The sequence below is a fragment of the Streptomyces sp. NPDC058308 genome (assembly GCF_042880275.1).
GTDB lineage: Bacteria > Actinomycetota > Actinomycetes > Streptomycetales > Streptomycetaceae > Streptomyces.
This window is the reverse complement of the sequence record NZ_JBHVZA010000013.1, coordinates 136,143-159,493: the sequence shown is the minus strand read 5'-3', so window position 1 is coordinate 159,493 and position 23,351 is coordinate 136,143. Positions and strand designations below refer to the sequence as shown.

General features: G+C 73.6%; 27 protein-coding genes and 1 pseudogene. 8 read left to right on the top strand and 20 right to left on the bottom strand.

The features are described from left to right. Positions 1–43: 43 nt before the first annotated feature. The 4 genes from ACFVYL_RS19610 to ACFVYL_RS19595 form a co-directional block, all read right to left on the bottom strand. On the bottom strand, positions 44–646 hold the full coding sequence (locus tag ACFVYL_RS19610) for a hypothetical protein (RefSeq protein ID WP_389717576.1): 603 nt from the start codon (positions 644–646) through the stop codon (positions 44–46). Next, positions 643–1,701, bottom strand: a complete 1,059-nt coding sequence (locus ACFVYL_RS19605) for a DUF6286 domain-containing Asp23/Gls24 family envelope stress response protein (RefSeq protein WP_389717574.1) — start codon at positions 1,699–1,701, stop codon at positions 643–645. The genes ACFVYL_RS19610 and ACFVYL_RS19605 overlap by 4 nt, the downstream gene beginning before the upstream one ends. Continuing rightward, positions 1,698–1,883: a hypothetical protein gene (locus tag ACFVYL_RS19600; RefSeq protein ID WP_389717571.1), complete on the bottom strand. Its 186-nt coding sequence runs from the start codon at positions 1,881–1,883 to the stop codon at positions 1,698–1,700. The genes ACFVYL_RS19605 and ACFVYL_RS19600 overlap by 4 nt, the downstream gene beginning before the upstream one ends. A 90-nt stretch (positions 1,884–1,973) precedes the next feature. Further along, a complete protein-coding gene (locus ACFVYL_RS19595) occupies positions 1,974–2,492 on the bottom strand; it encodes an Asp23/Gls24 family envelope stress response protein (protein WP_389717569.1) in 519 nt (172 codons plus the stop codon). Between the two features lie 223 nt (positions 2,493–2,715). Here ACFVYL_RS19595 and ACFVYL_RS19590 point away from each other — a divergent pair, with 223 nt between their 5' ends. Genes ACFVYL_RS19590 through ACFVYL_RS19580 form a run of 3 tightly spaced genes read left to right on the top strand, consistent with a single transcriptional unit; the run spans position 2,716 to position 4,288 of the window. Further along, positions 2,716–3,303, top strand: a complete 588-nt coding sequence (locus ACFVYL_RS19590; protein ID WP_389717566.1) for an RNA polymerase sigma factor — start codon at positions 2,716–2,718, stop codon at positions 3,301–3,303. After that, positions 3,294–3,956: an Asp23/Gls24 family envelope stress response protein gene (locus ACFVYL_RS19585; RefSeq protein ID WP_389717563.1), complete on the top strand. Its 663-nt coding sequence runs from the start codon at positions 3,294–3,296 to the stop codon at positions 3,954–3,956. The genes ACFVYL_RS19590 and ACFVYL_RS19585 overlap by 10 nt, the downstream gene beginning before the upstream one ends. Further along, positions 3,953–4,288, top strand: coding sequence for an Asp23/Gls24 family envelope stress response protein (locus tag ACFVYL_RS19580; RefSeq protein ID WP_389717561.1), 336 nt, complete (start codon positions 3,953–3,955; stop codon positions 4,286–4,288). Before ACFVYL_RS19585 ends, ACFVYL_RS19580 begins: the two co-directional genes overlap by 4 nt. Positions 4,289–4,306: 18 nt before the next feature. Here ACFVYL_RS19580 and ACFVYL_RS19575 read toward each other — a convergent pair whose 3' ends face one another. From ACFVYL_RS19575 to ACFVYL_RS19555, 5 genes are all read right to left on the bottom strand, one after another. Continuing rightward, positions 4,307–4,801 (bottom strand): hypothetical protein, encoded by a 495-nt coding sequence (locus ACFVYL_RS19575; protein WP_389717558.1) that lies wholly within the window; start codon positions 4,799–4,801, stop codon positions 4,307–4,309. Positions 4,802–4,952: 151 nt separating this feature from the next. Continuing rightward, positions 4,953–5,351 (bottom strand): ATP-binding protein, encoded by a 399-nt coding sequence (locus ACFVYL_RS19570; protein WP_389717557.1) that lies wholly within the window; start codon positions 5,349–5,351, stop codon positions 4,953–4,955. A 157-nt stretch (positions 5,352–5,508) separates the two neighbouring features. After that, positions 5,509–5,736 (bottom strand): hypothetical protein, encoded by a 228-nt coding sequence (locus ACFVYL_RS19565; RefSeq protein ID WP_389717555.1) that lies wholly within the window; start codon positions 5,734–5,736, stop codon positions 5,509–5,511. Between the two features lie 198 nt (positions 5,737–5,934). After that, a complete protein-coding gene (locus tag ACFVYL_RS19560) occupies positions 5,935–6,342 on the bottom strand; it encodes a rodlin (protein ID WP_389717553.1) in 408 nt (135 codons plus the stop codon). A 449-nt stretch (positions 6,343–6,791) separates the two neighbouring features. Further along, positions 6,792–7,202, bottom strand: a complete 411-nt coding sequence (locus tag ACFVYL_RS19555; protein ID WP_389717552.1) for a rodlin — start codon at positions 7,200–7,202, stop codon at positions 6,792–6,794. 239 nt (positions 7,203–7,441) lie between these two features. Here ACFVYL_RS19555 and ACFVYL_RS19550 point away from each other — a divergent pair, with 239 nt between their 5' ends. The 3 genes and pseudogenes from ACFVYL_RS19550 to ACFVYL_RS19540 form a co-directional block, all read left to right on the top strand. Continuing rightward, positions 7,442–7,840: a rodlin gene (locus ACFVYL_RS19550; RefSeq protein WP_389717551.1), complete on the top strand. Its 399-nt coding sequence runs from the start codon at positions 7,442–7,444 to the stop codon at positions 7,838–7,840. 273 nt (positions 7,841–8,113) lie between these two features. Then, positions 8,114–8,341 (top strand): chaplin, encoded by a 228-nt coding sequence (locus ACFVYL_RS19545; RefSeq protein WP_389717746.1) that lies wholly within the window; start codon positions 8,114–8,116, stop codon positions 8,339–8,341. A gap of 121 nt (positions 8,342–8,462) precedes the next feature. Beyond that, positions 8,463–8,612: pseudogene (locus tag ACFVYL_RS19540) on the top strand (chaplin family protein); the annotation flags it as partial. 51 nt (positions 8,613–8,663) lie between these two features. Here the strand turns inward: ACFVYL_RS19540 and ACFVYL_RS19535 are convergent. After that, positions 8,664–8,930 carry a hypothetical protein gene (locus ACFVYL_RS19535; RefSeq protein ID WP_389717754.1) on the bottom strand — a complete coding sequence of 89 codons (267 nt, stop codon included), beginning with the start codon at positions 8,928–8,930 and terminating at the stop codon, positions 8,664–8,666. A 45-nt stretch (positions 8,931–8,975) separates the two neighbouring features. On the opposite strand from ACFVYL_RS19535, the gene ACFVYL_RS19530 reads away from it, so the two are divergent. Continuing rightward, entirely contained in the window at positions 8,976–9,677 is a 702-nt protein-coding gene (locus ACFVYL_RS19530; protein WP_389717743.1) for a chaplin, read from the top strand. Between the two features lie 207 nt (positions 9,678–9,884). Here ACFVYL_RS19530 and ACFVYL_RS19525 read toward each other — a convergent pair whose 3' ends face one another. Then, positions 9,885–11,156 (bottom strand): NAD(P)-binding domain-containing protein, encoded by a 1,272-nt coding sequence (locus ACFVYL_RS19525; protein ID WP_389717549.1) that lies wholly within the window; start codon positions 11,154–11,156, stop codon positions 9,885–9,887. Then, on the bottom strand, positions 11,149–12,414 hold the full coding sequence (locus ACFVYL_RS19520) for an ATP-grasp domain-containing protein (RefSeq protein WP_389717548.1): 1,266 nt from the start codon (positions 12,412–12,414) through the stop codon (positions 11,149–11,151). Before ACFVYL_RS19520 ends, ACFVYL_RS19525 begins: the two co-directional genes overlap by 8 nt. 165 nt (positions 12,415–12,579) lie before the next feature. Between ACFVYL_RS19520 and ACFVYL_RS19515 the strand changes: the two genes are divergently transcribed. Continuing rightward, the gene (locus ACFVYL_RS19515; RefSeq protein WP_389717546.1) at positions 12,580–13,776 is read left to right on the top strand and encodes a glycoside hydrolase family 26 protein; all 1,197 of its coding nucleotides are present in this window, start codon (positions 12,580–12,582) and stop codon (positions 13,774–13,776) included. A 31-nt stretch (positions 13,777–13,807) separates the two neighbouring features. Here the strand turns inward: ACFVYL_RS19515 and ACFVYL_RS19510 are convergent, their stop codons facing one another. The 8 genes from ACFVYL_RS19510 to ACFVYL_RS19475 are packed head-to-tail and all read right to left on the bottom strand — an operon-like array spanning position 13,808 to position 23,316. Further along, entirely contained in the window at positions 13,808–14,926 is a 1,119-nt protein-coding gene (locus tag ACFVYL_RS19510; protein WP_389717543.1) for a GNAT family N-acetyltransferase, read from the bottom strand. Then, positions 14,923–15,573, bottom strand: coding sequence for a lipopolysaccharide biosynthesis protein (locus tag ACFVYL_RS19505; RefSeq protein ID WP_389717540.1), 651 nt, complete (start codon positions 15,571–15,573; stop codon positions 14,923–14,925). Before ACFVYL_RS19505 ends, ACFVYL_RS19510 begins: the two co-directional genes overlap by 4 nt. Next, positions 15,570–16,799 carry a glycosyltransferase gene (locus ACFVYL_RS19500; protein WP_389717538.1) on the bottom strand — a complete coding sequence of 410 codons (1,230 nt, stop codon included), beginning with the start codon at positions 16,797–16,799 and terminating at the stop codon, positions 15,570–15,572. The genes ACFVYL_RS19505 and ACFVYL_RS19500 overlap by 4 nt, the downstream gene beginning before the upstream one ends. Next, positions 16,796–17,584: a polysaccharide deacetylase family protein gene (locus tag ACFVYL_RS19495; protein WP_389717537.1), complete on the bottom strand. Its 789-nt coding sequence runs from the start codon at positions 17,582–17,584 to the stop codon at positions 16,796–16,798. The genes ACFVYL_RS19500 and ACFVYL_RS19495 overlap by 4 nt, the downstream gene beginning before the upstream one ends. Further along, entirely contained in the window at positions 17,574–19,301 is a 1,728-nt protein-coding gene (gene murJ, locus ACFVYL_RS19490; RefSeq protein ID WP_389717535.1) for a murein biosynthesis integral membrane protein MurJ, read from the bottom strand. Before murJ ends, ACFVYL_RS19495 begins: the two co-directional genes overlap by 11 nt. Next, the gene (locus ACFVYL_RS19485) at positions 19,298–20,671 is read right to left on the bottom strand and encodes an O-antigen ligase family protein (protein WP_389717533.1); all 1,374 of its coding nucleotides are present in this window, start codon (positions 20,669–20,671) and stop codon (positions 19,298–19,300) included. The genes murJ and ACFVYL_RS19485 overlap by 4 nt, the downstream gene beginning before the upstream one ends. A 3-nt stretch (positions 20,672–20,674) precedes the next feature. Beyond that, positions 20,675–22,174 carry a sugar transferase gene (locus tag ACFVYL_RS19480; RefSeq protein WP_389717531.1) on the bottom strand — a complete coding sequence of 500 codons (1,500 nt, stop codon included), beginning with the start codon at positions 22,172–22,174 and terminating at the stop codon, positions 20,675–20,677. Next, the gene (locus tag ACFVYL_RS19475; RefSeq protein WP_389717528.1) at positions 22,171–23,316 is read right to left on the bottom strand and encodes a glycosyltransferase; all 1,146 of its coding nucleotides are present in this window, start codon (positions 23,314–23,316) and stop codon (positions 22,171–22,173) included. The genes ACFVYL_RS19480 and ACFVYL_RS19475 overlap by 4 nt, the downstream gene beginning before the upstream one ends. Between the last annotated feature and the right edge of the window lie 35 nt (positions 23,317–23,351).

Genomic DNA, 23,351 nt, shown 5'->3' with positions numbered 1-23,351 from the left:
CGATGCGTCCGGGTGACGGGATCGATGCGTCCGGGTGACGCCGTCAGCGCAGCCGCCTCGATTTGTGTGACCGCATCGTCAGCCGCACGTCGACGCGCAGCGGGCGGGGCGCCGCCGCCGCTCTCGCCTCGGTCACCGTGTGCCGGGCCAGCAGGCCGAGGACCGCCTCCGGGCAACTGTCCGGCGCCAGCACCAGCGTGATGCGGGCGCGCAGCCGCCGAGGGCTCCCTCGGAGGCTCACGTGCGCGTCGGCCACCCCGTCGACGGCACGCGCACGCTCGGCCATCGCCGCGGCCAGGGCGGGCCCGGACAGGGTGACGCCCGGCTGCCCCAGGGGCAGTTCGCGCAGGCGCCCGCTGCGGGCCTGGGCCACGGACAGGGCCAGGAACAGGAGTACGCCGACGGAGAGCGCGGCGATCACGGCGGGCGTCCACCAGTCGTGCTCGCGCCACCGGACGAGATCCTCCGCGTCGGCCCAGACCCAGGCCCGGCCGTTGCCAGGGCGCGGCCAGCCGGACGGCAGCCGGTCGCGGACGGGACCGGTGGCGGACGCCAGCACGGCGCCCGAGGCCATCAGCGTTACGGCCGCGCAGAGCAGGGCGGTGCGGTTGGCGCAGGTACGGAAGCGGCTCTGGAGGCGGCTCATCGGCCGGCGCTCCCTTGCGCCGCCGAGCCACCGTTGCCGTCGCCGTTGCAGGCGCCGCTGCCGCTGCCGCTGCCGTTGCCGCCGCCGCCGCCGTCGCCGCCCGGGACGGACTCCCGCGCGACGGGTTCCGGCGCGACGGGTTCCGGCACCGCAGGCGCGCGCCAGGCGGGTTCCGGGCGCAGCCGGACCCGGACGCGCGGCGCGCGGGCCGCTCCCCAGCCCGCCACGGTCCGCGCCACCGTGCCGGCCAACGCGTCCCGCTCCGCCTCAAGTTGGCCGAAAGCGAGCCCGGCGCGCACGCGGACCCGGCGGCGGCCGACGCCGACCCGTACCCGGGTGATCCCGGGCAGCTCCGTCACGGCGTCCCGCAGCAGCGCCGCCGCCGCGCTCCGGTCCAGGGCCGCGTGGAGGTCCGGCAGCGGCTCGCGCAGGGGGAAGCGGCCGCGCAGCCCCGGCGTGACGGCGAGCACCAGCAGCCACACGCCGAGGCCGAGCACGGCGAGCGCCGCCGCCAGGCCCGGCCACGCGCTGCCGGCCGGGCCGTGCGTGGTGAGCCACTCCACCGGACCGGTCCGCCACCGGCCGGGTGACCGCCCGGCCGCGTGCACGGCCAGTACGTCGTACAGGAGTACGCCGCAGACCGCGGCGACCGCCAGCGCCAACACCCCGACAGGAACCCGGCGTTGGGACCACGGCCGCCACACCCTGCCGTCGCCCGTCTGCTCCGGCCCCGGGACCTCGCCCTCATCGGTCCGCGCCCGCGGGCGCAGCCCCGCGATCCGGACCCGCGCCGAGGGCACGACGAGTCCGGTGAGCCGCTGCGTGCGGTCGGCGACGTGCGACCGCACGCGTTCGCCCGCGTCGTCGAGCACCTCGGGGTAGGGCAGCGTGACGGTGACGGCGACCCGCGCCCGGCGCCCGCGTACCGACGCCGAACTCCGGGTGGTCCTGACCTCGCCGGGCGCGAGCGCCTCCGTCGCGGCGCGCTCGGCGATCCGGCGCACCGCACGGTCGGCGACGCTCGTCGAGCCGCGCTCCCTCGCGGGCGTACTCATCGCCGCCCCCGGTCACGGCCGCCGAGGAAGCCCCGGATGTCCGTCCCGTCGTCCACGAAGCGCCCCACGACGAAGCCGACCGCGCCAAGGGCGGCGACCAGGAGGAAGGCACCGAAGCCGCCGAACCACCCGGCGAACCCGAGGGCCATCCCGGCGACCAGGCCTGTCAGAGCTGTGCTCACCACTCACCTCACTCCACAGAAGGGGCATCGCTGAAGGGGTCATCGCTGAAGGGGACATGACCGCGGTACCCCGGGCAGGGCTCGGAATGCCTACTCCACGCGCGTCTCGCCGCCGGAGTCCGCGCTGTCGTCGTCGGGCAGTCGTACGTCGTTGACCGCGACGTTGACCTCGACGACCTCCAGGCCGGTGATGCGCTCCACGGCGGCGATGACGTTCTCGCGCACCTCGTGGGCGACCTCGGTGATGGGCACGCCGTACTCGACGACGATGTCCAGGTCGATGGCCGTCTGCCGCTCGCCGACCTCGACCTTCACGCCGCGTCCGACGTTGGGGCGGCCGCCCGGGACCCGGTCGCGGACGGCGCCGAGCGTGCGGGAGAGCCCGCCGCCCATGTCGTACACGCCCGGGATCTCGCGGGCGGCCGTCCCGGCTATCTTCACCACCACCACGTCGGCGATGGAGGTCTTCCCGCGGGTCGCGGCGGGCTCGGCGGCCCCGGTGCGGCCCGCCACGGTGGTGCTGCCCGGCACGCTCTGGTGCGCGCGGCCGGCGAAGGCCGTGTCGTCACCGGCCGTGGCCGTCTTCGAAGTGATCTCCTGAGGCGTCATGAAGCCATCTCCTCGTCGTCAGGGACGGGTCGCCGTCCGTCTGCGGTCCGAGCGCTCGGTGGAAGCCGGGTGCCCGGACCGGCGCTCGTCTGACCCTCGCGGGTGCGATTCGTTACGCGGCGCGGCCGGATTTCTTCTCCCGGTGATCCGCCCGCCCGTCTCGCGTAACGCGGGCGGACGCCGCAGTGTCGTAGGAGGACGACGTGAGTGAGAGGAGCCGCGTGTGCCGGGGGACCGGGACGGGGCGCTGGAGGAAGCCGGTGGGTCCTCCCCGCGCGACGACGGATTGCTGGCCGTGCGGGCCGCCGAGGGCGACGAGGAGGCCTTCGAGGAGCTCGTGCGCCGTCACGCGCCCGGACTGCTGCGGCTCGCGACGCGGCTGCTCGGCAGCCGCACGGAGGCCGAGGACGCGGTGCAGGAGTCGTTCGTGAGCGCATGGCGCAAAATGCCGGAGTTCCGCGGCGACGCGCGCTTCGGCACCTGGATGCACCGCATCGTCACGAACCGGTGCCTGAACCTGCTGCGGGCCCGCCGCCCCTCCGTGGATCTGGGCGAGGTGCCCGAGCCGCAGGCGCCGGAGCACGAGGCCTCGCCCGCCCGGGTGGCCGAGTCGCACGCCGCCGTGGCGGCTCTCGGCAAGGCGATGGAGGGGCTGTCCCCGGAACAGCGCGTGTGCTGGGTGCTGCGCGAGCTCAACGGCCTCGCCTACGAATCCATCGCGGAAACGGTCGGCATCAGCCCGGAGGCGGTACGGGGCCGGGTCTTCCGCGCGCGGCGCTATCTCACGGAGGCGATGGCCGCATGGCGGTGAACGAGGAGCACGGGCCGGACGGGACGGACCACGGGCCGGACGGAGAGATGACGGACGAACCGAACGAACTGCTGCCCTGCGGACGCGACGTGTGGAGCGTCTGGGAGCGCGCGGAGAACGGCGAGACCGATCCGCACGCCGAGACCTGCCCGCACTGCGCCGACGCGCTGGACACGCTGCGGCGCCTGGAGGACGTCGTATCGGCCGCCCGCGAGACGGAACCGCGGGAGCCGGAGGCCGACGCCACCGCGCTCGTCGGCCGGGTCATGGACGTGGTCCGCCTCGAACTGCGGCCGGGCCGCACGCTTGCGCTGGGCGAGGAGGACGAGGACGCGTGGATCGTGGAGGCCGCGGCGGCCCGGACCGTCCGCGCCGCGGCGGAGACCCTGTCAGGGGTGCGGGCGGGCAGCTGCCGCATCGAGCCGCTCGCCCCGGACAGCGGGCCGCGCGGGCCGGTACGGGTCAGGGTGGCGGTGGCCGTGCCCCTCACCCGGAATCTTCAGGAGGTCGCGGAGCGGGTCAGGGGCCGGGTCCTGGAGGCGGCGGACGCCGAGCTCGGCCTGCGGGTCGCCGCCGTCGACGTGACGATCAGCGACATCACCGAGAGCACCGACAGCACCGACGACGACAGCGTGGAGAGGCGGCAGCCGTGACGGAACGACCCACTTCCGGTGCGCCGGCCGATGCCGTACGGGAAGCGGTGCTCGGCACGCCGGGCGTCGCCTTCCTCCGCCCCGGCCTCGCCGAACTCCTGCGCGCCTCCCACCTGCTGACGAGGGGAACGGCACGCTCCGCGGGCGTACGGCTCGCCCGCGACGGCGGCTCCGGGAGATGGCACGCCGACATCCACGTCGTCCTGCACCGGGGCCACCGGGCGGTGGACGTCACCCGCGCGGTGCGCGCCGCGGTGGCCGAGGCGCTGCGGGGGACGACCGGCGACGCGGAACCGCCACGCGTGACGGTGACGGTCACCGGCCGCGTATGACTAGCCGTCAGGAAGGCCCTAGGCGAACGTGACGTCGCTCGCGGTGTCGGCGAGCTGCCTGGCCTTGGGCGTACGGGAGTCCTCGGCGGTCATCGTCACGGCGACCGAGCCCTTGGTGTCCTTGGTCGCGGGGCCGGAGAAGGTGTACTCCCAGCGGTGGGGCGTGGCGCTGCCGTCGCAGGTCCCGTCGAGCGTCCGTGTCTGTGCGGTCGACGCCGTGCTCGTCTTCGGGACGGGCACCCCGGGGGCGCCGAGCCACTGGAAGAGGTTCTTCACCGTCTCGGTCTCCGCCGCGGTGAGCGGGCGCGTCCGTTCCGTCCGCAGGGAGACCCTGAGCCGCACGGGTCCGGTGTAGCCCTCGCACGTGTACGTACCGGAGACGACGGCCGTCCTCCCGTCGGCGCCGGCCCGGGCCGTGGGCGTCACGGTGACCGCGTGCCGTTCGGCGGCGTCCGCCGCGCCGGGCAGCAGTGCCGTCGCCGCGGCGACCGCTGTCACGAGGGTTGTCTTCACGAATCGCTGCACCGCGGGGACCGGCCTTTCCTGGTCGGGAGGCGTACGGCCCCATGCAACCCCGGCGCCCCCGGTCTTCCCGGTAGCCACACGGCGCGGGGCGTACCCGCTGGGCCGGCGGAGTGGCGGGGGGCGGGTCCTCAGGCCGTCCTCAGGCCGCCAGTGGGACGTGGGCGACGATGCGTTTCCCGCCGCCGGGCAGGTGCGTCACGCTCACTTCGTCGGCCAGGCGGCACACGGAGGGCCAGCCGAGTCCGCCGCTCATGAGGAGGCCCGTACGAGGACGGGTCACCGGGACCTCGTCGTTGCCGTCGTCGACGGCGATCTCGACGGCCCCGGGCCGCACGCGGCACGCGAAGCCGCGCAGTCCGCCCCCGTGCCGGATCGCGTTGGTGACGAGTTCCGAGGTCACCAGGACGGCATCGGCGAGGGCCAGCTCACCGACGTGCTGGGTGCCCTGACGCAACAGGGCGCGTACGACGTCCCGGGCGGCTCCGGGGCCTGCGGGCCAGGTGAGGGGTGCGGTGTCCGGCGTGCTGACGGTCGTCACAGCGCATCACTTCCACCGATCGTGTGGGGACTCTTTCTCTTCGGCTGCCCCACGGTGGTGCGCCCACACGCGGCGTTCGGGTGGTTCGCCCGATTAGTAATCAAATGCGCGATGGCCGCCACGGAAAACCGCGGCGGCCACCGTTCACACCGTGGCGTCAGAGCAGCCCCAGGTCCAGGTCCGCGTCCAGCAGGTTGTGGTCGTGGTCGTGGTGGTGGTGGTGACCGTGGTGGTGGTCCCAGTCGTCGTCCCAGTCCCGGGCGTCAGACTGCTGAGTGACCGGAGCAGCGGTGACAGCGGGCGCCGCGGCGGCGACGCCGACGGCCGGGACGGCCAGCGCGGCGGTGATGCCGGCGATGGACACGGCACGGGCTATGCGCTTCATAGTCAGACCCTTCGATGTGGGGGCGTGCGCACGCATCGAAACTGCGTGCGCGAACGCTCACCACGCTGAACGGTCCGACAGAGGCCCGCCCGCCGAACGCGGCTGGACGAGTGACACGGCCGGAGGGACGGGGAGGGCGCCGACAGCGGTGCGCGGGCCCTCCCCGGCGATGCCCCCGGCCATGGCGGGGCGCTCGGCTCAGCGGTTGGCGGTGCCGTTGCCCGAGAGGAGCGGGATGTCCTCCAGGATGTGCGACAGCGGCTCGTCGCCCTTGGCCTGCGTCGAGTTCTCGACGCACTGCTGCATCTGCGGCGCGGAGAGGATCGGGATGTCCTGAACGCCGATGTTGACGAGAGCAACGATGTTCTGGATGTTGGCCTTGACCGGGAGGCCGACGCAGAGCTTGTTCAGCGAACCCTGGACCAGGGTCATCTGCGGGCTCATGTTGCCCTTGGTGCCGGAGTTGCCGAACGACTGCCCGGCGTTGTTTCCGCTGACGGACTGGGTGTTCGAGTCATCGCCGACGGCCATGGCCTGCGGAGTCGCGGTGGCTCCAAGACCGGCGGCCGACAGGGCGACGAGGGTCGTTGCGAGCAGCTTCTTCATGGTGAGGAGATCCCTTCGAGTGAGGCTCCACTCCGGAGCCGCATCGTGACCAACTGAGCTGTGGGGCGGGAGTTGCGGCGATTGAACCGTTCGGTGGATAAATGTGCTGAACGTCAGCCCTTCCTCTCAATGGCACCGTTTCGTTGCACGCTTCGGCAGGAACGAAGACGGAGACGCTCCCCACTCTCGGCGAGGAAAAATGGCTGACCGCACAGGACCATGGCAGCGGCTGGGTGTCATTCCGACGAGCAGACAGTCCCCGGAGTGCCGCACCGATCCCATCTACGATTCCTTGCTCAAGAGTTGGTACGCGCAGGGAAAGACCGTCCCTGGCCGGCCCGATCCCGAATGGAGAAGGCTGGTCGAGCGCGACCCCTGGCCCCGGAACTGAAACAGAACAGTGGGCCGCCCAAGTGGAAGATGGCGGCCCACTGAAAGGCGTGCGTGTGTCAGTGGTTGCTGACGCCGTTGCCGGACAGGATCGGCAGGTCCTCCAGGATGTGCGAGAGCGGCTCGTCGCCCTTGGCCTGCGTCGAGTTCTCCGTGCACTGCTGGGTCTGCGGCGCGGAGAGGATCGGGATGTCCTGAATGCCGATGTTGACCAGGCCGACGATGTTCTGGAGGTTGAGCTTGGCCGGCAGAGCGATACAGGGCTTGTTGAACGAGCCCTGGATAAGCGCCATCTGAGGGCTCATGTTGCCGTGCGTGGCCGAGTTGCCGAACGACTGCATGGCGTTGTTGCCGCTCATGGTCTCCGTACCGCCGTCGTTGCCGATGGCGAGGGCCGTGGGCGCGGCGGCGGCGGACATGCCGACGACGGAAGCCGTGACCGCAGCCGCGGTCATAACCTTCTTGATCACAGGTGTTCCTCTCTGAGTTAGCCCCGTCCTCGGAGCACCCTGAGCAACTACGCGGGACCGTAGGGGTTGCTGAAATTCACTCCGATGGCCCAATGCACGGCAACTCGCGGGGATGACTGATTCTGTCGTCGCTCCGGCCGTCGACGATCCGATGGAGTGAATGCCCGGAACCAAACGTGGAGTGCGGAGTTGAGCAGGCCGCAGTGACGTGAGCGTCTGCCCCAGAAAAGGAACCACAAATGCTTCAGAAGGCAATGGCAATGGCAGTGGTCGCGGTGGCCGCGGCTGGTATCGCTTCTCCGGCGATGGCCATCGGTGATGACAGCGGCACCCAGTCGCTGAGCGGCAACGGTGCTGAGCAGTCGTTCGGCAACTCCGCCACCAAGGGCGACATGAGCCCGCAGCTCTCCCTGATCCAGGGCACGCTGAACAAGCCTTGCATCGGTCTCCCGGTCAAGGCCAACATTCAGAACATCGTCGCCCTGGTCAACATCGGAATCCAGGACATCCCGATCCTCTCCGCGCCGCAGACCCAGCAGTGCACGGAGAACTCGACGCAGGCCAAGGGTGACGAGCCGCTCTCGCACATCCTCAGCGACCTGCCGATCCTGTCGGGCAACGGCCAGAACAACGGCTGATCCGACGCACTGCCGAGACTGCTCGGGCCGCCCGTTTTCCTTCCTCCTCGGGCGCCCCGGGCTTTCTCATGTCCCGGCTCAACTCTGTTTCGTTCCAAGGTTTTTCAGCGTCTCTCGCATTTGAGTGAACCTCCGAATGAAGTCAACTTCTCGGTTTCTTCGTTCCCTATCGGTCGTTAAGTAGGGCTCAGGTCACGGTGCGGGAACAGGAACTGCCCGCCCGGTTCAGGCCGGCGTTCAGGCGTGACCCGAAGGAAGGGAAAAGCTGTGAAGCTGAAGAAGAGCGCAACCATCATTGCCGGTGCCGTCATGGCGCTGAGCCTGGGTGCCCCGGCGTTCGCCGACGCCGGTGCCTCCGGTGCGTCCGTGGGCTCCCCGGGCGTCATCTCCGGCAACACCATTCAGGTTCCCGTCCACGTTCCCGTCAACGTGTGCGGCAACAGCATCGACATCATCGGTCTGCTGAACCCGACGTTCGGCAACAAGTGCGTCAACGACTGACGTAACGGCTCAGCTGTCTCTGCTGCGCCTCGGCCGGCCCTGGCGACCCTCCCGGGGCCAGGGCCGGCTCCCCATCGGACAGAGAAAGACCACTAGATTGCGACAGGCCCTCAGCAAAGGAATGCTCTCCGCCGCGGCCGCCACGAGCATCCTGTCCCTGTCCGGCACCCACGCGTTCGCCGCTACCGAGGCGAACGGGCAGGCGCTGGACTCGCCCGGCATCTTGTCGGGCAACAGCGTGCAGGCCCCGCTGGAAGTACCGGTCAACGCCTGCGGCAACACGGCGAACGTCGCCGCGGCCGGCAACCCGGCTTTCGGCAACTCATGCGGCTCCTCCTCCCCTCACCACCGTCCTGCGGAGCAGCACCGTCCTGCGGAGCAGCACCGTCCTGCGGAGCAGCACCGTCCTGCCGAGCAGCACCGCGCTGCCGAGCAGCACCACCCTGCCGCGCAGAGCCCCGGACGCCACCGGGCGGAACCCCACCGCGCGGAGCCCCACCGGGCTGCCGAGCAGCACCACCCTGCCGCGCAGAGCCCCGGACGCCACCGGGCGGAACCCCACCGCGCGGAGCCCCACCGGGCCGCTCACAGCGCCCCTCCGGCGAAAGCACCTGAGAAGACACCGGCGACCCCGGTGAAGAAGTCGGCGAAGGCACCGGCGACCCCGGTGAAGAAGTCGGCGAAGGCACCGGCGACCCCGGTGAAGAAGCCGGTGAAGGCACCTGCGACGACGCCGCGCGCCGGTGGCTACGGCGACGATGACACCCGCGACGCCCACGACGCCCCGAGCGGCGCCACCGCCCACGGCCCGGCGACCCACTCGCCCGGCGCGGCGGCGGGCAACGACGTGAAGACCCCGGCGGACGTACCGGTGAAGGCCTGCGGCAACGCGGTGGGCATCGTGGCTGCGCTGTCGAGCGCCATGGGCAACTCGTGCGGGAGCGAAGGCTCCCACCACGACGGTGCGCACCACGACAGTTCCCACCACGACCGTCCGCACCACGGCAGCTCGCACCACGACGCGCCGCCGCGCACCACCCCGCACGCCGACGCGCCGGACGCCCCCGGCCCGCGGCCCCGGGCCGTGCCCCCGGTCGTCCCCCACCCGGCGGTCCCCGGGGACTACGTCACCGCCTCGCACCCGGCACCGCACCATGTGCCGCAGGGCGTCCGTGCCCACGTGCCGGCCCAGGCGGGCGCGGTGGCGCGGGCCGAGGACCAGCTGGCCCGGACGGGCGCGGATTCCGCGCTGCTCGGTGCGGCAGGTGCCAGCGCCGGGCTGCTGCTCGGCGGGGCGATCCTGTACCGGCGCGGATTCGCCGGGAACCGGCGTTAGACAGGGCGCCGACGGCAGGAGGCGCGAGCGGCGCGGGGAGAGGGAGCGCCAGGGACGGCAGAACGCCAGCAGGGAAGCCGAGACGGAACGGCTTCCCTGCTGGCGTTTCAAGGAGGTGGCGACCGGCCCGATGGGGTGGCCGCGCCCCGACGGCAGGGCTGCCGACGGCTGGTGGGGAGCGACCCGGGCCTGTCCCATGAAGCGCATTCAGTGCACCACTGGACGGCCCGGCGCGGAACCGAAGTTCACCCGTTCGCCCGCCCTGTCACTCAGAAGAGCGGCCCGGCCTGTGCGTACGTACCGCTCGACACCCCGCACCAGACGTTCCGCGGTGAACGAGGCGCCGTACACGAAGCGCATGGCGGGGCCGAAGCTCGACGCGGTCGTCAGACCGGCCAGGAAGAGGCCGGGGCACGACGTCTCGAAGCGGTCGCCGACGTACGGGGTCCCGTCCGCCAGGGACCGCAGGCCGGTGCGGAGCTCGGGGGCCAGGACGCCGATGCGGGCGGTCGTCGCGCGAAAGCCCGTGGCGGCGATGACGTGGTCCGTCGTGAAGCGCAGCCCCTCGCCGGTGTGCGCCGCGGTCCTCACCCGGACCCGCCCGTCGGCGAGTTCGGCCGACTCGATGCGGTGGCCGGCCCGCACCTCGACGCCCGCCTCGACGCGGTCCCTGACCCACCACGCGCCCGCCGGGCCCAGTGCGCGGGCGGCGGCGCGGGCGCGGGCCTGCTCCGGGAGCAGCCGGAAGAGGCCGGGGGTGTCCGCGTAGAACTTGTTGCGCCAGCCGCAGCCGAGGCCGGTGTGCGGGGCGCGCAGCGACTGCCACCACGGCCGCTGCCAGGCCTGCGGCAGGGTGTTCCAGGACACGCGCGGGGACCGGGCGAGGACGCGCACCCGGGTGCCCTGCTCGGCCAGCAGCGCCGCGGTCTCCAGGGCCGCCTGCCCGGCGCCGACCACCGTCACGTCCCGGCCCGTGAAGCGCCGCAGGTCGGCGTGGTGGCTGCTGTGCGAGACGTGGTGGTCGCCGAGTCCCCGTACGGCCCGGGGGATCTCGGTGAAGGGCAGCACGCCGACCGCGAGGGCCACCGCCCGCGCGTGGCAGACCTCGCCGTCCCGCGTCCGCACCTCGAATCCGGCTGCGCCGCGGCGGACGGAGGCGATGAGGCGCTCGTCGACGGGCGGGGCGGCCCGCTCGGCGAACCAGAGACCGTAGGACGCGAAGTGCTCGATGGGCAGCGGCCTGCCGTGCTCGGCGGGCAGCCCCTCGCGGGTGCAGTAGGCGGCCAGGCCGTACCGGCCCGCGGGGTCGGACAGGTCGGAGGCCCAGGGCTCCGACTTCAGGAACATGCCGCGCGGCATGTGGTCCCGCCAGGACGCCATGGTCCTGCCGAAGATCCGTACGTCCAGGCCGGCCGCCGCGGCGTGCGCGGCGATCGACAGGCCGTAGGGGCCCGCGCCGACGATCAGCAGGTCATGCATCGGTGACTGCTCGCTCTCTGTTCGCCGTGCCGGGGAGGACGGTGGGCGCGTGCTCGCGCGCCCTGCTCGACAGGGACACCAGGACGGTGCGGGACCGGTGGCCGAGGCCCTCGCGCAGCCGCCGCACCACGTGGCGGCACCAGAGCCGGCGCAGGGCCGCGCCCGGCGCGGGGTCGTCCCCGTCGTGCCAGGCGAGCTCGTGGGACGGCGACGGGGTGCGCCGGCCCGGCCGGGCGAGCGAGAGCAGCGCGGTCAGCGGGGCGTAGTTCTCGACCACGAAGGTGCGGCCCGTCAGGGGCTGCGGGGGCGGTACCGGCCGGTGCGTCAGGTCGAGGTGCAGGGCGCGGACGACGTCGGTGCCGGTGGCGTCGGTGAAGAGGCGGAACTGGGCGCCGGGGCGCGGGTTGAAGTCGATGAGGTGGAAGTCCCCGGTCGTGGCGTCCCTGCGGAAGTCCAGGTCGAAGATCCCCCGGTACTTCAGGGCCGACACCACCTGCGCCGCCGCCGACCAGAGCGCCGGGTCGGCGGCCCATTCGCCGCTCACCGTCAGGCCCGCCGAGCGCGGCCAGGAGCGGTGCTTGCGGCCCGTACCGCCGCTGCGTACGACGCCGTCGCGGCCCGCGCAGCCGTGGACGAACCAGTCCGCGTCGCGGGCGCCGGGGACGAACGCCTGGAGCAGCAGGCGGCTGCCGGCCTCGGCCCGGCGCTCGAAGAGCGCGGCGGCCTCGTGCGGGGAGCCGATCACGGTGGTGCTGCGCAGGCCGGTGTCGCGGGGCAGCAGCCAGGGGCGGCTCCACTTCGCCACGGCGGGGGAGCCGAGCCGGTGCACGGCGCGGGCGGCCTCGGCGGCGGATTCGGGGGCCAGCGTCGCCGGGTGGGCCACGCCGGCCCGCGCGCAGATCCGGGCCAGGCTCGCCTTGTCCGCGACGCGCTCGGCGACGTCGCCGCTCGCGCGGGGCAGCAGGAAGCGGTCGGTGAGCTCGTCGTAGAGGGCGCTGACCGCGAGGGCGCTCGCGTCGTCCAGGGGGATCAGCACGGCCGGTGCCGTGAGGCGGTGGGCGACCCGGCGCAGCACGGCGGCCACCTCGGCGAGGGACGCCCCGGGGGCGGGCGGCGCGTGCATCCGGTGCAGATGGCGGGAGCGCTGTACGGGGCTTTCGCGGTCGTCGGCCACGAGGTGGACCTCGATGCCCGCCCGCCCCAGTGAGCGCACGGCGCCGAGGGTGCCGTGGTGAAAGGGATTCCTGTCGATCCGCATGAGGACCGCAGGAATGCGTGTATCCAGAGGCTGCAACGTCACCCTCGCTTATCGATCGCCCATGCGGGCGATGTGCTGGAACTCAGGATTAGAAACCCGATTGGCGTAATAGAAATACATATGACGAGATGTCAGTGAGATGCGGTCGGAATACGAGGAGCAGATATGTCCCCACAGCGTCGTCAACGCGGTAGTCGTCAACGCAGTAGACGTCTCGCCTTCATCGCTGCCGGAATCGTCTCGTCGCTGGCCCTGGCATCCGCGCCGGGACACACGGTCGGTGTCGCCGTACGCGACGGTGAGCCGCCGGGACCCGCTGCCGCGAAGAAACAGCCGCCCGCCTTTGGCGCCTATCTCGACTACGGCCCTCGTGGGGTCGCCCGCATGGACGAGCTCAGCGCGTGGCTGGACGGCGCCGAGCTGCGGGTCGGACACACCTATCTACCGGGCGATCGCTGGAGCAACATCGAGGGCGCCCCGAACTTCCTGGAGAAGTGGGCCGAGTGGCGCAAGGCCAAGGACGACCGGCTCTTCGTCCTGAACGTCCCGATGCTCGAACGCAACGAGGACGGGGTCGGCGACGGCGAGGTGGCCCAGCTCCTGAAGCAGGGGGCCGACGGTGAGTTCGACGACCACTTCCGGGCGCTCGGCAAGCGCCTGGTGGACCTGGGCGTGCCCGACACGGTGGTCGTGCTCGGCTGGGAGATGAACGGCACGACCTACACCCATCGCTGCGGTCCCGACCCGGAGTCCTGGAAGAAGTACTGGAACAGGGCCGTCACCGCGATGCGCGCGGTGCCGGGGCAGAAGTTCCGGTTCGACTTCACGCCGAGCAGGGGGCGGGACGCCGTTCCCTGGACGCAGTGCTATCCCGGTGACGACGTGGTCGACATCATCGGCATGGACTCGTACGACCAGCCGCGCGGAATGCCGTTCGACGAACAGGTGAAGGAGCCCTACGGACTCCAGGAGCACGTGGATTTCGCGGCGGCTCACAACAAGCCCATCTCGTACCCGGAATGGGGTCTTTTCCGCAACGGCGACAACGAGGAGTACATGCGCCGGATGCTGAAATGGATCGACGAGAAAAAGCCGCTGTACAACACCGTCACCGATTACTGCCCGCACGGTGTGTGGCAGTGCAAGGAGAACCCCGCCGCCGCGAAGGTGTACCGCGAGCTGCTCTCCGGCCGCGACGGGGGGCCGGCCGACCCGACCGCGCCCACGGAACCGACCAGGCCCACCGAGCCCACGAAGCCGCCGGTCTGCTCGCCGGTGGAGCTCGGTGACTGGGTGCAGCACTGGCTGGGCGAGAAGCTGTGCGTGCGGATCGACTGGCTGGACGGCCGGCGCCTTCCCTGAGACACCGCGGTGCCGCGGTGATGGCACTCCGTCACGACGGTGTTCCGCCACCGCGGCGCGCGGCGCGCTCCCGCAGCCGTCGCTTCGCCCACTCGCGGCCCGCCGCGCCCCAGGCCACCGCGCACACCAGCGGCACGGTCCGCCTGCGGGCCAGCAGGAACCGCCGGTTGTGGACCGGCTCGGGCCGCCAGTGGTGCTTGTAGGGCTCGTCGCCGCGCAGCAGGCTCAGCGCGCGTGGGTGTTCGCCGCCGGTGTGGCGGGTGCACGCGTCCAGGAGCATCGTGGCGACGTCCACCTTGCGCTCCCGGAGCCGGGGGTGGGCGCCGTACAGATAGCCGCCCGCCAGCGTGCCCGAGAGCAGCGTCAGGTCGGCGGCGAGGACCTCACCGTCGAGCCGGAACTCGGTCACCACCGCCTCGCCGGCCGCGACCATCGGACGCATCGAGCGCAGCAGGTGTTCGTGGAACCGGGGCTGGAGGTGCTCGGCGGTCACCTTGCGCCCCTGCCACTGCAGCTGGTGCAGATGCAGCAGCGTCCGCACCGAGGTCTCCACCTCGTCGACGGGCACCACCCGGCTCTCCACCCCCAGCGCCGCCAGCTTGCGCATCTTGGCCCGGGTGCGCTGGGCGCGCGGCGCCGGGAGCCGCTTGAGCAGCTCGTCCATCGGCAGCGCGGGAAGTTCCAGGCAGGGCGAGTCCCGCAGCGTGCGGCGCGGCCCCGGCCACCGTTCGTAGAGGCTCTCCACACACGCGCCGGGCCGGACCTCCCCGAAGTCGACCAGCGCGGTACGGGCCAGCGCGTACATCCCCGGGAGGAGCGCGTCCGCCGCCTCCTCGCGGCACGCGCCGTCAAGGAGGACGTCCGTGAAGTCGGAGATCTCGCCGCCCAGCGGCTTGAGGGCGGGCAGCGGCCGGTCCACCCGCATCAGCGGTGCCGCGGCGATCAGCCGTCCGCCGTCCCGGACCAGGACCACCCGCAGTTGCCCGGGACGGCCGTAGGACCGCCACCAGGACGACAGCCACGCGTGGCTCTGGAACGGGGTCGCCGCCGGGCACGCCCGGTGCAGCCGCCCCCACGGCACGGCCAGCGCCTCGAACTCGTCCTCGTCCACGCACAGTTCGGCCCGCGGAAACTCTTCGGGCGCACTCACGGGGCGCTCCTCACCAGGGCGGAAGCGGGCCCGGGGACGGAGGGCCCCGGTGCCTTCTCCGTACGCGCGCGGGGGCGGACAAGGAGCGCGAGGCCGCCGAGCAGGCCGCCTGCGCACCCGCCGACCAGGGCCGTCACCCCGGTGGAGAGCGAGGAGGGGGAGTTGGGCTCAAGGGCGCGGGAGAACGCCAGGAGCTTGACCTGGGTGCTGTCCTTGGAGTGGTTGGCGCTCCTGGCCAGCGACTGCGCCACCGCGTTGGCGGTGAGGGCGGCCGCCGACGGCTTGGCGGTGGTCGCCGAGACCGCGATCATCGGGGCGTCGGGTGAGGTGACCACCTTCACGCTGTCCTGCAGCTCGGCCGGTGACATCCCCGCGGCCACCTGGGCGTCGCCCAGCACGGCGAGCTGCGTCGCCACCCGGCCGTACGCCTGGGCGAACCCCAGCGCCGTCGCCGGGTCCGCCTTCTCCTGCGGGACGGCGACGACGTAACTCGTGGCCGTGTACTGCGGGGTCTGCAGCACGCCGTACCCGGCGCCGGCCACCACCCCGAGAGCCGCGCACGCCGGCAGGGCCCACCAGCGGGGCAGCTGCGCGAGCCGGGCTCGCAGGACGTCGGTGCGCGGGCGCTCGTTCGCGGAGTCGCTCATCGGGGGTTCACCTCCGGGGTCGGGCCGGGCGTGAGGGACGCGTAGACGCCCATCAGCTGCTCGGCGCTTCGGGTGATGCTGTAGTGGCGCACCGCGGCCGGGGCGGCGCGGTGCGGGGGGACGTCGCCGCGCAGGCCGTGCAGGGCCCGCGCGAAGGAGTCCGGGTCGCTCGGGCAGTACGCGGCCCCTGACCGCTCGGCGGGGCCGAGGCTCTCCAGGGCGGGGCAGGACGCGTACAGCACGGGCAGGCCGCTGGCCAGGCCCTCCACGAGCGCCAGGCCGAACGCCTCCTCGGGGGAGGGGGAGGCGAGGGCGTCCATGGCGGAAAGGAGGGAGGGCAGGTCTGGTACGCCGGGTTCGGCGCCGCTCTCCTGCCGCGCCTGCCCGTCGGTGAACTGGAGCTCAGCGTCGGCGAACTGGGGCTCCGTGTCGGCGAACTCGGGCTCCGCGTAGGTGAATTGGGAGGCTTCACCGGCGAACCGCACCCGTCCCGCGATGCCGAGCCGGTGTGCGAGCCTTCGCAGTTCCGGCTCCTCGGGGCCGCCCCCGACCAGCAGGACGACGACGTCCCCGGGGAGCCGGGCGGCCGCCCGCAGCAGGACGTCGAACCGCTTGCCCGCGGCCAGCCGCCCCACGCCACCGACGACGAACGCCCCCTCGGGCAACCCCAGTTGCGCGCGGGTACGGGCCCGTGCGTCCGGATCGAAGCGGAAGCGCTCCACCTCGATGCCGTTCGGCACCACCCGGATGCGGCGGCGCGGCACGCCCCACCGGTGCAGCCGCGCCCCGACGGCGGGGGAGACCGCGACCGTCATCCGGCCGAGCCGCTCCCCGGCCAGATACAGCGCGCGGACCCCCGCGGTGAGCGGCCTGCCCTCCATCTGCGAGTCGCCCAGGGAGTGTTCCGTGGCCACCACCGCGCGCACCCCGGCGAGGCGGGCCGCGATCCGCCCGTACAGGCAGGCCCGGTAGAGGTGGGTGTGCACCACGTCGTAGCGGCCCGCGCGGATGAGCCGGACCAGGCGGGGCAGCGCCGACACGTCACGGTTGCCGGACATGCCGAGCTCGGTCACGCGCGTCCCGTCGGCCGCGATCCCGGTCGCCACGGAGCCCGCGTTGGTCAGCGCGACGACGTCGCACGGGGTGGGCAAGTGGCGAAGGAGAACGCGTAGTTGCTGCTCGGCGCCGCCCACGCCGAGCCCGGTGATGATGTGCAGGACCTTCACCCGGACACCGCCGAGCGGCCCAGGACGCGGCGCCTGAGCCGGTTCGTGCGCAGCTTCAGGTGCAGGCGCCAGGCCGTGTCGCCCTGGCCGATGTGGACGCGGGGCAGGGCGAGCGGACCGGCGAGGGGGCCCGGCGCGATGGCGCAGGCGTAGCGGTATCCGGCCTCGCGCACCGCGGCCACCACGCGCTCGTCCACGTGCCCGTAGGGGTAGCAGAACCCCTGTACCTCACGGCCGGTCAGGTCGTGCAGCGCCGCCCGGCTGCCGTCGAGCTCGCGGCGGAGCAGCCGGTCGTCGGCCGTGGTCAGGTCGACGTGGGTCAGCCCGTGCGAGGCGATCTCCATGCCGGAGTCGGCCACGTGCCGGATGTCGTCGGCGCCGAGCAGCGGTTTGCGCGGGCCGAGCGGGTCCCAGGCGTTCTCGCCGTCCAGGCGGCCCGGCAGCACGAACACGGTGGCGGTGCAGTCGTGCAGGCGCAGCAACGGCAGCGCGTGGTCGACGAAGTCGCGGTACCCGTCGTCGAAGGTGAGCCCGACGAGGTTGTGCTCCCGGCCCTGCGCGCACGCCTCCAGGAGGTACTTCATCGACACGCCGCGCAAGCCCTGGCGCCGCATCCAGCGCAGCTGCGCGGCAAGGCGCTCCGGCGCGACGGTGATCTCGTACGGGTCGTCGGACGGATCCGCGACGGAGTGGTACATCGCCACCCACGCCGGGGTGCGGGGCGGCCGGAACCGCAGGAACGGCTCCGTGCCGGGCGGGGTGTCAGGGGTGAGGTCAACGGACATGGCGCAGCTTTCCGGTCACGGTGCGAAGGGCGGACGCCCAGGGCTGCGCCCCCAGGAGGAGGCCCAGGAGCACGAAGGAGACGGTCACCACCGCGAAGCTCGCGAGGACGGCCAGGACGGGCGGGCCCGCGACGCGCTCGGCACACATGGCCCCCAGGGCGGCGGCGCCCGCGGCGGCGAGCACGAGCCGGCCAAGGCGGCCGGCGACGGCGCGCGTCCTGATCGCCACGGTGCGCGGGCCCATGCCGCGCAGCAGGAGCAGCGCGGCGACGCAGATGCCGACGGCGTTGGCCCCGGCGATCCCGCGGACGCCCCATGTGCCGACGGTCAGGAAGCCGAGCCCCGCGGTGGTGACGACGCCGGTGAACATCGCGTAGAGCGGGATCCAGGTGGTCCGGGCGACGGAGAAGTGGGCCCGGGCGAGAGCGCCGACCAGTGTGTGGCCGAGCAGGCCGAGGGCGTAGACGCGCATCACCGAGGCGGTGGCGGCGGTGTCCCGGGCGGTGAAGGCGCCCCGCTGGAAGAGGAGTTCGATGAGCGGGGGCGCGGCGGCGACGACCGCGGCGGTGCCGAGCAGCACCATGCACCCGGCGAGGACGAGGTCGCGCTCCACCCGCTGGCGGGCGCGTTCCGTCTCGCCGTCGGCCAGGGCCCGCGCGACCACGGGAAAGGTGACGGTGCACAGCATGAGGGAGAGGGCCATCGGCATCTGCGCGACCTTCTGCGCGTAGTTCAGGTGCGAGATGGCACCGGCGGGCAGCGACGAGGCGAGGAACCGTTCGATGAGGACCTGAGACTGGCGGCAGAGCGCGAAGAGCAGGACCGTCCAGATGATTGCCGTCTGGAGGGACTTGGCCTGGGCCGGTACCGCCGTCCTTCTCGCAACCGAAGCTGGCGTCGAAGCCGAAGCCGAAGCCGAAGCCGAAGCCGAAGCCGACGCCGACCCTGACCCCGCCCCCGAGACTGCCCCCGACGCCGACCCAGGCGTCCCCCGCAGCTGCCGCCAGAGCGAAGGCGCCTGGACGGCCGCCATGAGGGCGCCCCCCACCGCCACACCCGCCGCCGCGGCCCGTACGCCGAGCGGCGCGGCCAGCGCGAACAGGGCGGCGATGATGGCGGTGTTGTAGGCGACGTAGACCGTGGCGGGCGCGACGAACCGCTGGTGCGCGCGCAGGGCCGCGCTGCAGTAGCCGGTGAGACCGAAGGTCAGGGCGCAGGTGGCGGTCAACCGGGTGCAGTCGACGGCCAGTTGCGGGTCGGGGAGCCCGGGGGCGAGCACCGCGACCACGTACGGCGCCGCCGCGATGAGCAGGACGGCGGTGCCCGCGAACCACAGCGTTATCCGGGGCAGCGACGCCCGTACGAGCTCGTGGACCGGGTCGGTGGCCGGGGCGTCCGCGCGGCGCGCGAGCGCCAGACTGAACGCGGGCACGAGGAAGAAGGCCAGGCCGTCCTCGATGAGCAGCGTCGCGGCCAGTTCCGGAAGCGTCCACGCCACCAGGAAGGCGTCGGTGTCGGTCCCGGCGCCGAAGAAGTGCGCGAGGGCCTGGTCGCGTACGAGCCCGAGGAGCGAACCCGCGACGGAGAGCACGGCCGTGACCAGCGCGGCCTTGGCGAGGAACGAGCCGCCGGACTTCCCGGAACCCTGCTCCGCATCGAGCCCGGCGGTGTCCGGCGCGGCCGCATCCGGCGCCACCTGGGGCGGCACGGTGGTCATCGCGCGGCCGCCTCTCCCCGGCGGGCACGGGCGCCGACCGCCCACCGGGCCGCGACGCCGAGGACGACCCCGGTCAGGACGGTGGAGGGCCCGCCGATGTCGGCGTACATGAAGTCGGTCAACTGCCAGACCAGCAGCCCGCAGGCCACCAGGGCGCAGTCCGGTTCGGGCCCGCCCGCCGCGCCCCGCCGGGCCCGCTGCCGGTGCCAGCGGCGCACCGCGCACACCACGAGCGCCGCCCAGCCGCCCGCCAGCGCGGTGAGGCCGAGCAGTCCCTGCTCGCTGAGGACGAGCAGGTACATGTTGTGCGGGGAGAGCAACGGCTGGCGGACGAAGCCGCTGCCCGCCCCCGCCGTGTCGCTGCCGGAGGAGAGGGCCAGCGAGGCGTGGCTGTCGCGGTGGTCGGGGAACCCCTTCAGGCCCACGCCGGTCACCGGGTGCGCGCGCCACATGTCGGCCGACGCCGCCCACATCGTGTAGCGGTCGGTGACGGACTGGTCGGGCGCGTCCGTGACCTGGGTGATGCTGCTCAGGCGCTCCTGGAGCATCGCCGAGCCGACGCCGAGCCCCGCCACCAGGACCACGGCGGCCGCGCCCGCGACAAGGAGCACCCGGCAGGCCCGGCGCACCCCGGCGAGCAGCAGCACCGTGCCGCAGGCGGCCGCGGTGGCGATCCACGCCCCGCGGCTGAACGACAGGGCCAGCGGCACGGTGAGGAGCGCCGCGCACGCCACCGCCGCCGTCCGGTGGCGCGGCGCGCCGGGGCGGTGGGCGAGGGCCAGCGCGCAGACGAGCCCGTACGAGACGACCGTGGCCATCCCCATGACGTCCGTGGAGCCGAACGTGCCGACGGCGCGGATGTCCTCGCCCATGTACGAGGCGCCGGTGCCGGTGAGGTTCTGGTGCACGCCGATGACGCCCTGCCACAGCCCGAGGCCGACCAGCGACCAGGCGATCAGGCGGAAGTGGGACGCGTCGCGGATCAGGAGCAGCACGGCCGCCGGCACAAGGACGAAGATCTGCAGATAGCGCGCGGCCCCGGCGACGCCGGTCGCGGCGGACGACGCGCCGAACGCGGCCACGGTGACGCCGACGACCGGCAGCCCGAAGAGCACGGCCGCGGTACGGGTCAGTGCGCGCTGCCGGGCCCGCACCGCGCGGACGGCGCAGTAGCCCACGACGAGGGCCGACACCGCGTCGGCCGCGGTCCCGGTGCCGCCTTCGGCGGTGGCGCTCCCGGCGGGCACCGGCAGCGCGAGCAGCGCGATCAGGAGCACCACCGGGAGGACGGGGGCGTTCCGCCGCAGCCACGGCAGCGCCACGTCGAGCGGGTGGGGCCCGTGCAGGGCGGGGGACGGGATGTGGGTCACTGCTCAGCTCCCCGTGCGGCGTACGAGGCAGCCGAGGGTGCGCAGCAGGATGCACAGGTCCTGCCAGAACGACCAGCTGTCGATGTAGGCGTTGTCGAAGCGGCACCGGTCCTCGATGGAGGTGTCCCCGCGCAGGCCGTGGATCTGGGCGAGGCCGGTGATGCCGGTCGGCATCCGGTGGCGCCGGGCGTAGTCCGGGTAGGCCTGGCTGAACTGCGCCACGAAGAAGGGGCGTTCGGGCCGCGGGCCGACGAGGCTTATGTCGCCGCGCAGTACGTTCCACAGCTGGGGCAGCTCGTCGAGCGAGGTGCCCCGCAGGAACCGGCAGAACGGGCTGATCCGGCGCTCGTCGGCGACGCTCCACCGGGTCGCCGCCTCCTGCGGGTCGGCGGGCCGGTGGGTCCGGAACTTCAGCAGGGTGAACAACTGCCCGTCCTTGCCGACGCGTTCCTGCCGGAAGATCACGCCGGGGCCCTCCACGGCCCGCAGGACCAGGGCGCAGGCCGCGAGCACCGGCGCGGTGACAAGGAGCAGGGCGCCCGACACGGCGACGTCCAGGAGCCGCTTGCCGATGCCGGTCCGGCGGATCCGGGTGGCCACCAGCGGGCGGCAGGGGAATCCGGCCACGTACTGCGGGGGTCCGCCCGGCGCGGGCGCCACGTCCGGGCACCGCGCGTCGAGCTCCCACAGGTCGCAGTCCAGACCGCTCAGCGCGGTCAGCCAGCGCGCGGAGCCGGGGCCGCGGTCGGTGAGGAGCAGCACGGCGCGGACGTCGTTCTGGATCACCGCCCGGTGCAGTTCGTCCTCCGTGCGCAGAACCGGCAGCTCGGGCCCGGCCCCTGACGCCGTATCGGCCCCGTCGTCCTGGTCCTGCTGGGGTTCCGCCGGCTCGCCCACGATGCCGACGGGCCGCATGCCGCAGCCGGGCCGCCGCAGCAGCGCCGCGGCCACCCCGCGGGCCGGTCCGCTCGGGCCGAGCACCAGGACGGGACGGGGCCTGCGCACGGTGCCGGTCCGCCGGTGCCAGTGGACGAGCGCCCGCCCGCAGAAGCTCAGGGCGCACTGCGCGGCGGCGGCGCGCAGGAGGGTCTCCGGGGCGAGCGGATCCGCCGCGGGCAGGGCGGTGGCCAGGACCGCGGTGAGGGACCAGCCGAGCACGATCCGCCCGGCGAGCGAGGGCAGCCTGCCGAGGGTGTCGGGCAGCACGGCGTACTCGTACAGGCGGCCCCGTACGTTCAGGACCAGCACACCGGCCACGAGCAGGGGCGCAAGGACGGCCCGCTGCCGCGGGTCCTGGAGCAGCAGCAGGGCGAGCAGGGCGGCGGCGCAGTCGACGGCCATCAGCGCGGCCGCCGAGCGCCGTCGGCGGGCGGGGTGCGGCGCCGACGTTCCGGCGCGGGTGCCCATGGCTTCGCGTGGCGCGACGACGAAGGTCCCGGGCGGGGCCTGGGTGTCCTGCCGTGACTGACCCGATGAGGAGGCGACGGTCCGTTCGGCACTCACGTGGTGGTGCACTCCCTGTGTCGGCTGGGCGCCGTGCCCAGAACCTCGCCGTACACCGCGTCGATGGCGGCGGCGGCGTGCCGTGCGTCGTGGTGGTCCAGTACGTGCTGACGGCCCCGCCGCCCCAGCGCGTCCCGCAGCTCCCCGTCCCGCAACACGGCGACCAGGGCCCGCGCCAGCGCGCCGGGATCCTCCGGCGGTACGAGGGCGTGCCCGCGGTCGGTCCGCGGCAGGCTCTCCCGCGCCCCGTCGACGTCGGTGACCACGACCGGACGGGCGCAAGCCATCGCCTCGAGCGGCGCCAGCGCCATGCCCTCCCACCGCGAGGGCAGGACGACGACGTCGGCCGCCCGGTACCAGGGGGCCGCGTCGGCCGCCTCCCCGGCGAAGGCCACCCGAGGACCGGCCCGGGCGCGCAGCCGGTCGGCGTCGGGCCCGTCGCCCACCAGCACGAGACGGGCCTCGGGGACCCGCGCGGCCACCGCGGGCCAGGCGCGCAGCAGCACGTCCTGCCCCTTCTGCCGGCAGAGCCGTCCGACGCACACCACCAGGGGGACGCGCGCGCCGGGTGGCCCGCCGGGGGTGGCGGGCCTGAAACGGCCGGTGTCGACGCCGTTGGGGACGACCGTGTAGGAGCCGTTGATACCGGCCCGCAGCCCGGTGACCCACTCGGCCTCGCTGACGCAGACGATGCGCGCCGTCCACCGCGCCGCGCTCCGTTCCCAGCGGCGGGCGAGCAGCGCGGTGACGCCGCCGACCGCCTCGAACGACCAGGCGTGCGGCTGGAACACGGTGGGCACGGCCCCGCGCAGCGCGAGCCGCGCGGCGAGCCCGGCCTTGGCGCTGTGCGCGTGGACGAGCGCCGGGCCCGTCGCGTCGACGATGCGCTTCAGATCCCTGATCTCGGCCCTGAGGCCGGGTCCCGGGGAGCGGGTGGCCGCCCAGGGGTGGACCCGTACGCCGGGGCCGAGGGCGCCCAGGACCGCGGGCAGTAAGCCCTCCGGCGGGCAGGCCACGTGGACGTCGGCGCCCGCCGCGGCCTGAGCCGTGACGAGGTCGACGACGACCCGTGCCACGCCGCCGTCCACGGGCTGGCTGACGTGCAGGACCCGCGGGGGAGCGAGTGCTGAAGGCAGAGGCATGCGCGACTCCCTTGAGTCAGTGACAGCGCGGAGCC

Excerpts from the sequence above, each read along its gene's own strand:
- ACFVYL_RS19610 (WP_389717576.1), bottom strand. The coding sequence starts at position 646 with ATGAGCCGCCTCCAGAGCCGCTTCCGTACCTGCGCCAACCGCACCGCC.
- ACFVYL_RS19605 (WP_389717574.1), bottom strand. The coding sequence starts at position 1,701 with ATGAGTACGCCCGCGAGGGAGCGCGGCTCGACGAGCGTCGCCGACCGT.
- ACFVYL_RS19595 (WP_389717569.1), bottom strand. The coding sequence starts at position 2,492 with ATGACGCCTCAGGAGATCACTTCGAAGACGGCCACGGCCGGTGACGAC.
- ACFVYL_RS19585 (WP_389717563.1), top strand. The coding sequence starts at position 3,294 with ATGGCGGTGAACGAGGAGCACGGGCCGGACGGGACGGACCACGGGCCG.
- ACFVYL_RS19565 (WP_389717555.1), bottom strand. The coding sequence starts at position 5,736 with ATGAAGCGCATAGCCCGTGCCGTGTCCATCGCCGGCATCACCGCCGCG.
- ACFVYL_RS19560 (WP_389717553.1), bottom strand. The coding sequence starts at position 6,342 with ATGAAGAAGCTGCTCGCAACGACCCTCGTCGCCCTGTCGGCCGCCGGT.
- ACFVYL_RS19550 (WP_389717551.1), top strand. The coding sequence starts at position 7,442 with ATGCTTCAGAAGGCAATGGCAATGGCAGTGGTCGCGGTGGCCGCGGCT.
- ACFVYL_RS19525 (WP_389717549.1), bottom strand. The coding sequence starts at position 11,156 with ATGCATGACCTGCTGATCGTCGGCGCGGGCCCCTACGGCCTGTCGATC.
- ACFVYL_RS19520 (WP_389717548.1), bottom strand. The coding sequence starts at position 12,414 with ATGCGGATCGACAGGAATCCCTTTCACCACGGCACCCTCGGCGCCGTG.
- ACFVYL_RS19515 (WP_389717546.1), top strand. The coding sequence starts at position 12,580 with ATGTCCCCACAGCGTCGTCAACGCGGTAGTCGTCAACGCAGTAGACGT.
- ACFVYL_RS19505 (WP_389717540.1), bottom strand. The coding sequence starts at position 15,573 with ATGAGCGACTCCGCGAACGAGCGCCCGCGCACCGACGTCCTGCGAGCC.
- ACFVYL_RS19495 (WP_389717537.1), bottom strand. The coding sequence starts at position 17,584 with ATGTCCGTTGACCTCACCCCTGACACCCCGCCCGGCACGGAGCCGTTC.
- murJ (WP_389717535.1), bottom strand. The coding sequence starts at position 19,301 with ATGACCACCGTGCCGCCCCAGGTGGCGCCGGATGCGGCCGCGCCGGAC.
- ACFVYL_RS19475 (WP_389717528.1), bottom strand. The coding sequence starts at position 23,316 with ATGCCTCTGCCTTCAGCACTCGCTCCCCCGCGGGTCCTGCACGTCAGC.